Source organism: Pseudomonas sp. RIT-PI-q, assembly GCF_001297125.1.
In the GTDB taxonomy this organism is placed as follows: Bacteria; Pseudomonadota; Gammaproteobacteria; order Pseudomonadales; family Pseudomonadaceae; genus Aquipseudomonas.
Map to the genome: position 1 here is coordinate 26282 of NZ_LHPC01000019.1, position 11467 is coordinate 37748.

The window sequence follows — 11467 nt, forward strand, 5'->3', positions numbered from 1 at the left end:
AATTTAGCTCCTGATGTGAACATCGGCGACAGGGTGCTCCGACCCGGCCGTGTGCTGCGCACCTCGGGAAAGGCGCTTGGCTTGGTACATGGCCGCGTCGGCGGCATTGAGCAGGGCGCCCGGTGTCGTCCCATGGTCGGGGTACACGGCGATGCCGATACTGAGGGAAGTCTGTACTTCGGTATCGCCCGGCAACGGGATTGGCACTTCCATGCTGGCGATGATTTTGTCGGCAATCCACTCGGCGTCTTCGACCTGATGCAGCGGTGTCAGCAGGACGGCAAATTCGTCGCCGCCCAAGCGTGCCACTAGATCGTCTTCACGCAGCTGCGCACGAACCCGTTTGGCCACGGCCACCAATACGGCATCGCCCGCGGCGTGGCCGAAGTTATCGTTGATTTCCTTGAACCGGTCGCTGTCGAGAAACAGCACCGCGACTCGCTCATTGAGCTTGTTGGCATTGCGCAGCGCGCGCATCAGTCGACCTTCGAAAAACGCCCGGTTTGGCAATCCGGTGAGGCTGTCGTGACTGGCCTGGTGGGCGAGGGTTTCGTTCTCGGTTTGCAGGTGGCTCTGCCAGGATTCGAGCTCATCGAGCAAGGCATTGAAGTCATTGCCCAGGTTGTCGAGTTCAGCGATGGCGGCGGGTGGCACACGCTGATCGAAGGCTCGCTCGCTGCGGGCGGCGTGAGCCACAAAAGCCAGGCTGCGCAATGGGCCGGTGATGCCGCGAAGTTGTCGACGCGCCAGATAGAGCGCCACCCAGGCACTGACGGCCGTACACAGAACGATGCCGACAAGACCACTGAGCAAAAAGCGCAGCAGACTGCCCCCGTGCCCCGTGAGCTGGATACTGCCGATTTCCTGACCTTGATGGATGATCGGCATGCTAATTGGTTTTTCCAGAAAGGCTTTGGCAATCTGCATTTCAAGGTCGGAAAACAAGCCGGTTTCCGGCCGTTGCCAGCGCGCCAACGCCTGGCCCTGCACGTCCAGCACTTGGGCATCGGCCACTTCTTCAGTGGACGCAATCAACGCCAGCGCCTCGGTGGCAGCGGCTTTATCGTTGAACACCACCGCGGCTTCCACGGTGTAATTGATCGAGCGTGCGATCAGGTGCAGGTTGTGGTCGGCATAGACTCGCAAGGCCAGTACGCCAAGCAGTGTCAGTGAAATACTGGCCATGGCCACACCCACCAGCGCGACGGTCAAATGACCGCGGCCGATGACCGAGCGCAAGGTTGGGCGATGACTCCTTTTGGCTGGATTCATGGCGCCGCCGGTTTGCGGCGGGACAGTTGCAGCACGCTAGGGTGAATGCGCACGCCACTGCGCGCGACGGAGTCGAGGTTGACCTCAAAGGACACTTGATCATCGCTGACCCGCAGACAAAACAGACTGCCTACGGTGCATTGAACGTCGGCCTCGCTGATGCTCAACACCGGACGCCCCGTCAATGAGGCGAATAGTCGGCTGCGTTCGTCGCTGCTCAGTTTGCCGATATAGACCGCATCGCATTCACCTGCAATGGCTGGGTTATCGGCCAGCAGCCGGCGCACCGTGACAGGACGGCCAGTCGCCTGGGTCGTACCTTTAACCAGGTCGTCGGTGTATTCGGTGGGCCCCACGATGCACAGGCGTAGTTGCGCAGGCTCAACAGGCCAGCGGGCATAGCTGAGAATCCCGAGGACCACCTGGGTGACCGATCTGGCACGCTGGTCGGCCATGCTGACGGGTATTTGCGACTGAGCGAAAACGACGCCACTCAGTAAACAGAGAAAGCCTGCAAGCAACACGTGTTTGCAGCCAACGACGCGCTCCGTCGCCCGAACAGCCACCTTCATGCAGGGATTCTCTGGATCTAAACGAAATAGTGCCGCAACGATAGCACAGCGTTGAAGTGCCAGCGAGGCCGCGCAGTACGGCACTTCAGACAGTTTCCGTCATCGGGGATCGCCCCTTTCAATCACGCACCTGGCCGCCCTCCTCCAACTCCAACATCAACCCGCTCAAGCGTTTGACCTTGCGTCGCACCGCCTCTTCGAACACGCCGGAACGCGGCTCGATCAGGGTGAACCAGTTTTTCGCCCGGGTGATCCCGGTGTAGATCAGTTCCTTGGTGAGTACCGGGTTCAGAGCCTCCGGCAGAATCAACGCCGTGTGGTCAAATTCCGAGCCCTGTGATTTATGCACCGTCATGGCATACACAGTTTCGACATCATTGAGCCGGCTCGGGAGAACAAACCGTACGCCGCCCTGGCCATCATTGCGCGGGAACGCTACACGCAGCACCTGCTTGCCTGCCTCGGGACCATCGCGCTCCGGTAGCCTGAGCGCAATACCGATGTCGCCGTTCATCAAACCCAAGCCATAGTCGTTGCGCGTCATCAGCACGGGCCGACCTTCGTACCACTGCTGGTCGCTATCGATCAGCCGGGCTTTGAGCAACGCCTCGGTCACTCGCTGATTCAGCCCTTCCACGCCCCAAGGTCCTTTGCGCACCGCGCATAACAATTGGAAGGCGTCGAAGGCGTGCAGTACCTGGCGTGCCCAATGGGTCCAGCATGGATCATCAAGCGTGCTATTGATCGACGGCCGCAGGCTGCGCAGCAGACTGAGGTACTGCCGATAACCTTGCGGTCCTTCACCATGACCTTCTAGCAGCAAGCGCTCCAATGCCCGATCCTGTTCACCCTTGAGCGGAAGGGAAAAGATGTCGTCGTGGCTTCTCGCGGCCAATAACTTGCGGGCTTCCTCAGGCTGCTGCTGGTTGACCCAGCGAGCCAACTGGCCGATGCCGCTGCCCTCGCCGAACCGCCGTGAGTGACGCAGCATCACCACTTGCTGGGCCAGTGGATGAGTGCCGTTGGTATCCTCCTGCAAACCGCTGGCATCCAGTCTTTCACCACTGATGGTCTCCAGCCACTGGCGAGTCTGCGGGCTATACCAGGCCGCTTCAGCATCGCGGCACAGATCGCCCAGCACCGCACCGGCCTCCACGGATGCCAGTTGGTCCTTGTCCCCGAGCAGCACCAGACGAGCATGTGCCGGCATCGCGTCAAGAAGATTGGCCATCATTTCCAGGTCAATCATCGAGGCTTCGTCCACCACCAGTACGTCCAGCGGCAAGCGATTACCGGCGTGATGCCGGAAATGTCGAGTACCGGGACGGCTGCCGAGTAGACGGTGCACGGTGGTGACGTCAGACGGGATTTTTTCCCGCACGGTCTCTGCGACTTTCAACGTCAGAACCTGCTGACTGATCGACTCCGTCAGCCGTGCCGCGGCTTTACCGGTAGGTGCGGCAAGACGAATACGCAGCGGTTTGCCAGCCTCCACCGCCGGTGCCTGGAGCAATGCCAGCAAGCGTACGACCGTAGTGGTCTTGCCAGTCCCCGGGCCGCCCGTGACGATGCTGAACGCACTGCGAGTAGCCAGGGCACAGGCAAGCTTCTGCCAGTCGATGACGTCACCAGGCTTGGCTGGGCCGAACAGACCGGTGAGGCGCCGGGACAAATCATTTGGTGTTGTTTCATGCTCTGCCAGGCGCTGGCGCAACGCGTTGTCGATCCGCCGCTCGTAAGCCCAGTAGCGGCGCAGGTACAAGCGTTTGCCGGAAAGCACCAACGGCCGATGCTGCGCCGCCTCACGACCATCGACCGCCAAAGCGACCAGGCTGCTGGCGGCCAACACCTTGCACCAATGGGCACCGTCGAGCGCTTCGAGCAATTGTGACGGTAATAGCATCACGCCACTTTGCAGATCACCTTCCGGCGGTAGCGACAGCGCGAAGTCCGGCTCTTTCAGCGTCTCGAACAAATCCAGACACACGTGGCCGTGGCCCAGTTGATGACTGGTCAACGCAGCCGCCAGCAATACCAGCGGATCATCGTCAGGCGCGAGTTCATGAAGAAAGGCGACGAAGGCTTTGTCCAGCGCTCGCAACCAACCACGTTCGACCCACCGAGTGAGCAATAGCAGCAGGTCATCGGCGCGAGTCAATGGCGCCAGATCCGCAAGGCTTTCGTCCGCCAGTGACGTGGGCAGCAAATCGGCGAAGGTGCGACTCATAGTAAAACTCCCTGTTCCCAGGCGGGTTCGGCCTTGGGTTCTGACTTGCCCTGGAACAGCCGGTCCAGACGCTCGATCAGTTCTCTTGGCGGACGGGCGAAGTACACACCCTGGCTGGAAGCGCGCGTACCGCGCAGGAACACATACAACGCACCACCGACATGCCGGTCGTAATCGTAATCAACAAGCCGTGCCTTGAGCTGACGATGCAGGGCCAACAGGTACAGCACGTATTGCAGGTCGTAACGGTTGTCGAGAATCGACTGTTCCATGGCCTGCTCGGTGTAGGCCGCATCATCGACGCCCAGCCAGTTGGATTTGTAGTCGGCGACGTAGTAACGGCCGTCGTGTTCGAACGTCAGGTCGATGAAGCCCTTGAACATGCCATTGAGCAACACCGGCTCGGCCGCCACACGGGACACGCCGTTGTGGGTGTATTGGTGCACCAGCTCATCGAGTTTGAGCACATCGACTTTATGGCTGGCGAACCAGAACTCCATCTCGACCCGGTATTGGGTCAGTTGCTCGAACACCACAGGTGTCTGTCCTGCACCGATGTGCAGTGGGGATTTGAGCAGGTGCTGCAGCCACTCGCTGAGCGTGGTTATCCAGCCTTCCCAGCCCCGGCGATTGCAGCGACGGGCGATAGCATCCTCCACCGATTGCGGTGTGACGGTAAAACCTTCGTCGCCGGCCCATTCAAGCAAACCATGGAGAAAGGTGCCGGGGTTCGGGCCACGCGGGAATCGATGGATGTCAGCGCCGCCGGCGACCACTTCCCGTGGCGCCTGCGGATCGAGACGTTCGTCATCGAAGAGTTTTTGCGCTTGCGGATTCTCCGGCGCTTCATCGGCACCGACACTCATGATGTCGCCAATGCGCAGGGCACTGTAGGAGGCAATCCACCAGTTTTCGCTGGCCTTACGCTTGGGAATCAGAGGAGCGAGCAAGGTCGCTTCGTTACGTGGTGGATGGTAGTGCTCGGCGGTCGCTTCAGGCAGTTCACCGTAGCTCAGCGCCGGGCAGTCCTGTTGCAGGTCTTCCAGCCAACGCTTCAAACCCGCCGATTCGGTCAATGCTGCACCACCGCCCAACAGATAACCCAACGCGCACAGGTGCAGCACCGAACTGTTGTTATTGCCGCGCTTGAGATCAGTCACTCCGAGCCAGCAGGCATGTTGCGCCCGGGTCAGGGCCACGTAGAGCAAGCGCAGATCCTCGGCGAGACGTTCATCATCGGCCTGGGCGATTAACTCGGCTGTCGGCGTCAATGTCACTTGGGCCTTGCCGTTGGCATCGTGGTAATGCAACGGCAGACGGCTGCCATCCACAGGTTTCGCCGAGCAAATGAACGGCAGGAACACCAAGGGATACTCAAGCCCCTTGGACTTGTGAATGGTCACGACCTTGACCAGTTGTTCGTCGCTCTCCAGACGCAGGATCTGTTCTTCGCCGGCCTGACCGGACAACGCCAGATGCTCGGACAAATGCCGGATCAGCGCTTGTTCGCCATCGAGTTCGGCGGCGGCTTGCTGCAGTAATTCGGACAGGTGCAGCAGGTTGGTCAGCACTCGCTCGCCATCGTTGCGTGCGATCAATGCCTGAGGCAACTGGAAGTCATGCAGCAAGCGCCGCAGCATCGGCAATACACCTTGCTTGCGCCAGAGCTCGCGATAACCACGGAACTGCATGACCCGCGCTTCCCAGGCCAATTCGTCCTGATTCAGTCGTTCCAGCTCTACCAGTGACAGGTTCAGGGTGATGCAGGCTAACGCCGCTCGCAACGGCCGCTCGACATCCGGCTCGGCGCAGGCCTTGAGCCAGGACAGCAGGTCGTGGGCTTCCTGGGCGGCGAACACCGAGTCCTTGTCCGACAAATAAACGCTACGCACGCCGCGGGCGGAAAGCTCGCCACGTACGGCTTGAGCTTCTTTACCGTCGCGTACCAGGATCGCAATATCGGCTGGCAGTACGCCTCTCAATTCCTTACCGTCTTGCAGGAAACCCGCCCGACCTTGTTGCCCGCCGTTGAGCAACTCGGTGATTACACAGGCACAGGTGGCGGCCAATTGTTGTCGGTACATCGCACCAGACAGTGGCTGTTCGGCGGACAGATGCCAGATGTTCAGCGCAGGTACAACCTGACCATCCATGTGCAGGACTTCTTTGCGTCCCTGGGATTCGACGGGCAGGAACGGCACCGGGTTCTTGCCATTCTTTTCACGAAACAGGAACGCGCCGCGCCCGGACTCGCGAGACTCGGCACGCTCGAATACATGGTTCACCGCACTGACCATGCCATGACTTGAGCGGAAGTTGGTGCCCAGGGTATGCAGACGGCCAGTGGTGGCCTGGCGGGCGCGCAGGTAGGTGTAGATGTCAGCACCGCGGAAGGCATAGATCGCCTGCTTCGGGTCGCCGATCAGGAACAGACCGCACTCGGGATTGTTGTCCTCGATGCGATAAATACTCTCGAAGATCCGATACTGTACCGGGTCGGTATCCTGGAACTCATCGATCAGCGCCACCGGGAATTGCTCACGGATAAGAGTGGCCAGGCGCTCACCACCGTCAGACTGCAACGCCGCATCGAGGCGCAGCAGCATGTCGTCGAAACCCATTTCCGCGCGACGGCGTTTTTCTTCTTCGAACCGTGCACCGACCCACTGTGCCGCGTGTTGCAGGACGGCGGCATCGGGCGTCGGCAATCCATCGAGACTGGCCTTGAGACCAGGCATGGCCTCCAGTCCTGGATGATTGGGTACTTCACCCTTCTTCCAGGCTTCAGCCATGCCATCGGGGGTCAGGCGAGTGAAACCAGTACCGATATCCAGTTGCTCAAGGGATTCGTCTTCGGCCCAGGCTTTGATCTTTTCGAACCAGGGTTCGAAGTACCGCGCCTGCATCTTGCGCCCGTCGACGTTCTTGCTCGCGACGCCCTCGTGACAGATGACAAGCAACTCGTCCGCCCACTGGCGCCAGGGCATCTTGAGTTCAAGCAAGGCAGCCCTTCGCTCATGCAGGCACTCAGTGATCAGCTCGGCGGGCTCTTTACCTTCGACGCTGTCACGCTCACTGGCGAACAAACCGCGCACCCGCGGCAACAATGCTGCCGGGCCACCCCAATTGCTGCGTACCCAGTTCAGCGCATCGCCTTGCATCGGATAACAGAACAGCCGCCAGTAATCGCGCAGGACCTCGCCGAGCAAATCGCTGTGATCGGTTTCCAGGGTCTGTGTGAAAAGGCTGCCGCTGTCGAAGGCGTGCTCGCGCAACATGCGCTGGCACCAACTGTGGATGGTCGAGACCGCTGCTTCGTCCATCCATTGAGCGGCGATGTCCAGACGGTTTGCACACCCGGACCACTGCTCGGGAAGGTACTCGTCACGAAGTTCGGCAATCAGGCCATCCGGTGCCGGTGTCTCGTCGCGAAAAAACCGTGCAGCTTCAGCCAAGCGTGTGCGAATGCGTTCGCGTAGCTCTTTGGTCGCAGCATCGGTGAATGTCACAACGAGGATTTGGGGCGGTAGCAACTCACGCCCGAAACCGGTCGACTCCCCACCGTGTCCAAGAACCAGACGCAGATAAAGCGCAGAAATGGTGAAGGTCTTGCCGGTCCCGGCGCTGGCTTCGATCAGCTGGCTACCGCGCAGTGGGAATGCCAGGGCCAGCGGTGTCTTCGTGGTCATGAGCGTGCCTCCTCGCTGGTCAATGATCGCCAGGAAGCTTCAAGCAGTGGCCTGTACAAAGCGTCGCACCAATCGGGGAAAGTCTCATCGGCAACCAGTGCATCGTAGTCGGCGAACTGACGGCTAAGTGCCGGGCTTTCGCGACGCTCGCCGTCGGTGGTCAAGCCATCGCCTTCATAAGCCTTGCGGGCAGCAGCCTGGGCCTTGTCCGGGTCGGTTTGACCAAGCCATGCGAACGCTGTCTTCACGGCAATCGGCAGCGGTTGGCGCATGCCCGTTTTCCAAGCCAGCAACAGGTCGCCGAGAATCCGTGATGCAGTGCCCTCTTCCATCGGGCCGAGCAACAGGCTGTCGTCACTGGCCACCAACGCAGTGGTCATTGCCATACCACTGGCGCACGCAACCAGATGATTGACCCATGGCCGCGTCAGCCGATGCCATTTGCGTGACTTGATCGAGCCTATGCTGTTGGGGATCGTAGTGACCGAGAGCAATCCACCATCCGCCCGTTGATGCAGGCCGCTGAGCCAACCTTCCAGACGCAGGCCTTGAAATTCGAGATTCACCGGTAAAGCGCTGGTGAGCGGTGTGGGCCATAACAACAGGAGCTGTTGATAGCGCTGCAGCAGATCCGGCAACGGTTCTATCAACTCTCGTTGCAGACATTCACCGAAACCGGCCATTGGCAGTAGCCCGCTGTTTTGCAGACGTTTTGCCCGTGCCTCCAGCGCCTGATCCGTATAGTCCAGATCTCCCAGCGCGGCTTCCAGCAAACTGTCGCTGAGGCTATAGCGTTGCAGCGCGTCGAGTACGAATGGTTCTTCATCGGCCAAAGGTACATCCGCAGCTTCAAAGAACACCTTTAAGCGCTGGCTGAAGAAATGTCGTACAGGATTACGCAAGAAATCCTGCAATTGACCGAGGCTCAGCGGCTCCTCCTGAACATAGGCGTCAAGCACCTCGATATCAGTCGCGGGCTCAGTGGTCTGATGAAGCACTTGCCATTCATTGGCGTAGCTGAACAGTTCATCGCCTTCATGGAAGTAACGGGCGCTGAAGGGTTGCAGGGGGTGTTCCTGAGTCAAGGCCTCAAGTAGCACTTCGTCTGAATCGTGCATTCGCCAACCGCTGGCCAGATGGTCACGCAATTGGCCAATCAGTACCGACGCTGGGCGCTCACTGTTATCGCGAATGCTGCGGCCGACCCAGCTGATATAGAGTTGGTCACGCGCTGACAACAGAGCTTCGAGAAGCAGATAGCGGTCATCTTCGCGCCGGGAGCGATCGCCTGGGCGGTAATCACTGCCCATGAGATCGAAATCCAGTGGCGGTTGCGCGCGCGGGTAATCCCCATCATTCATGCCAAGCAGGCAGACCAGTTTGAACGGGATCGCTCGCATGGGCATCAACGTGCAGAAGTTAACCGCACCCGCAAGAAAACGCTGGGACAAGCGACCTTGATCCAGGCCGGCCAGCCAGGCTTCCCGAACGACGGTCAACGGTAACTCATCGTGCAAGCCGACTGATTCACACGTCTCAAGCCAGGTTTCACGCAGCTCTTCGAGTTGGGCCAGCAAGTAGTCGTCATGCTCATTGCTGGCCTGGAAGAACAACTGCGCCAGTGCCTGTAATCGCAAGCCCCATTGCTTGGGTGGTGCAGGTTGGGAGAGTTCGCGATGGGCAATTTCCAGCGCATCCAGAAGCGCGACCAAAGGGCCTATAAGCGCCGCATCCAGACCACCGATCTCGTCGTAGGGTTCGATGCCCTCACAGGCACTTGCACTGCCAACGGCGTAACCGAGCAACATCCGTCGCAGGCCGAAACGCCAACTGTTTTGCTCCAGTTCCTGCGGCAAACCGAGCCCGGCGCGCTGCTGGGCATTCATGCCCCAACGGATGCCTGCACCTTCGATCCAGCGGTGCAGGGTTGGCAGGTCACGCTCCTCTACACCGAAGCGGGCGCGCAGCGCAGGAACATCGAGCAAGTCGAGTATCTCGCTGACAGGGAAACGACTGTCTGGCAGTTTGAGCAGATGTTCGACAGCAATCAGTAGCGGATCACGGCCGCGCTGGCCTTGATCTGCAAGTGTGAAGGGAATGAAGCGTTGGTCTTTGTAATCCAGTTGGCCAAACACCGCTCGGATATGCGGAGCGTAGCTATCGATATCCGGCACCATCACGATCACGTCGCGAGGACGTAGCTGCGGATCGGCGCTGAAGCGCGCGAGTAATTGATCGTGGAGGATTTCAACTTCGCGCTGCGCGCTATGGGCAATGTGAAAACGGATCGACTCGTCCGTCTCCAGATCAACAGCCGGCCAGCGTTCACGAGTCTCGTTCAGCGGACGCAATTCAAGAATGTCGTCTTGTAGTTGATTGAGCATGTTCTGTGGCTGACTGTCACTGAACAGGTCGATACGGCCATCACGAAATGCCGAGCGATAGCTGTTGGGATCATCGTAACTGTCGAGCAGATTGATGTAGTCCCGCCCCTGCTTACCCCATGCCGCCAGTAGCGGATGTGCGTGCTGATGGAGGGTTTGCGGGTCAAGCACAACCGGCATTCCGCTCTTGCGGGCCTGACGCTTGTATTGATGCCGTAATAGGTCTTTATCGGCGACGATGTCCGCCCAATGGTGACGACAGGGGTTGTGGACGCAAAGCAGGACCTGGCTGAACCGGGCCAGTCCTGCAAGCGCTTCCAGAGCCTGGGCAGGCAGTGATGAAATCCCGAAAACGATCACCCGCGAAGGTAATCCACTGGGTGCCACGGAGAGACAATTGATGCGCTCGATAAACCGCTGATGGACACCGGCACGGCTTTGCGCCATGCCTTGTTCTCCCACATCCAGCAACAGCGCACGCCACAACTCTGCCTGCCAGCAGTTGGCCGGGGTCAGCGGTTTCGCTTCGCCTCTGCCATTTCGTAATTGATGACGACCTTCTGCCCAATCTTCGAGCCAATCGGCGCGGTACACCTGGTACTGGTCGAACAAATCCGCCAGCCGCTCAGCCAACTGATAGCGTTTACGTAAATCGGTGTCATTGGTAAGGAAGCGCTGCAGAGGCTCGAAGTGCGGTTGGTTGATCAACTGTGGAAGCAGACGCATCAGACGCCAGGTCAGCGGGGCTTTATCGAGCAACGATTTGACCGGGATTTCGTCACGCCCAAGTACCATGCGATAGAGCTGCCACATGAAGCTACCCGGTAACTGCACGTCGATGGCCGCGGCGATTCCGCAGCCGCCCATGTCGTCATCTTCCGGGTCTTCAGCCAGTGCCAGCTTTAGCCATTGGGCGATGCCGTTGCTCTGTACCAAGGCGATTTCATTTTCCAAGGGAGCCAGCGGATAGCGCCGCATCCAGCTAACCACCAGGCTGCGCAGCTCGTCCAGGCGGTTACCGTGAACCACCATAAATCCAGCACTGAGGGACGTCGCGTCCGGCATAAAGGCTTCCTTGGGAAAATACAAAAGCTAGGGCCGAACCTTAGCATTGTCGGGAGACTGTGACAGCCGGGAGCCGTCTGATGTTGTTGTACGAACTTTCCTGCGGGCAAAACAAAACCCCTACCTGCATACGCAGATAGGGGTTTCGGAATTTAATCTTGACGATGACCTACTCTCACATGGGGAAACCCCACACTACCATCGGCGATGCATCGTTTCACTGCTGAGTTCGGGATGGGATCAGGTGGTTCCAATGCT

General features: G+C 59.3%; 5 protein-coding genes and 1 rRNA gene. All 6 read right to left on the reverse strand.

Annotation, left to right across the window (positions count from 1 at the left end; translation table 11 throughout):
- Positions 1 to 3: 3 nt before the first annotated feature.
- Positions 4 to 1272: a diguanylate cyclase domain-containing protein gene (locus AEQ67_RS06255; RefSeq protein WP_059403032.1), complete on the reverse strand. Its 1269-nt coding sequence runs from the start codon at positions 1270 to 1272 to the stop codon at positions 4 to 6.
- Positions 1269 to 1844 (reverse strand): YfiR family protein, encoded by a 576-nt coding sequence (locus AEQ67_RS06260; protein ID WP_059403033.1) that lies wholly within the window; start codon positions 1842 to 1844, stop codon positions 1269 to 1271. The genes AEQ67_RS06255 and AEQ67_RS06260 overlap by 4 nt, the downstream gene beginning before the upstream one ends.
- 118 nt (positions 1845 to 1962) lie before the next feature.
- On the reverse strand, positions 1963 to 4071 hold the full coding sequence (gene recD / locus AEQ67_RS06265; RefSeq protein ID WP_059403034.1) for an exodeoxyribonuclease V subunit alpha: 2109 nt from the start codon (positions 4069 to 4071) through the stop codon (positions 1963 to 1965).
- Positions 4068 to 7760: an exodeoxyribonuclease V subunit beta gene (gene recB, locus AEQ67_RS06270; RefSeq protein WP_059403035.1), complete on the reverse strand. Its 3693-nt coding sequence runs from the start codon at positions 7758 to 7760 to the stop codon at positions 4068 to 4070. The genes recD and recB overlap by 4 nt, the downstream gene beginning before the upstream one ends.
- A complete protein-coding gene (gene recC / locus AEQ67_RS06275) occupies positions 7757 to 11209 on the reverse strand; it encodes an exodeoxyribonuclease V subunit gamma (protein WP_059403036.1) in 3453 nt (1150 codons plus the stop codon). The genes recB and recC overlap by 4 nt, the downstream gene beginning before the upstream one ends.
- Before the next feature lie 156 nt (positions 11210 to 11365).
- A 5S ribosomal RNA gene (gene rrf / locus AEQ67_RS06280) occupies positions 11366 to 11467 on the reverse strand; the annotation flags it as partial.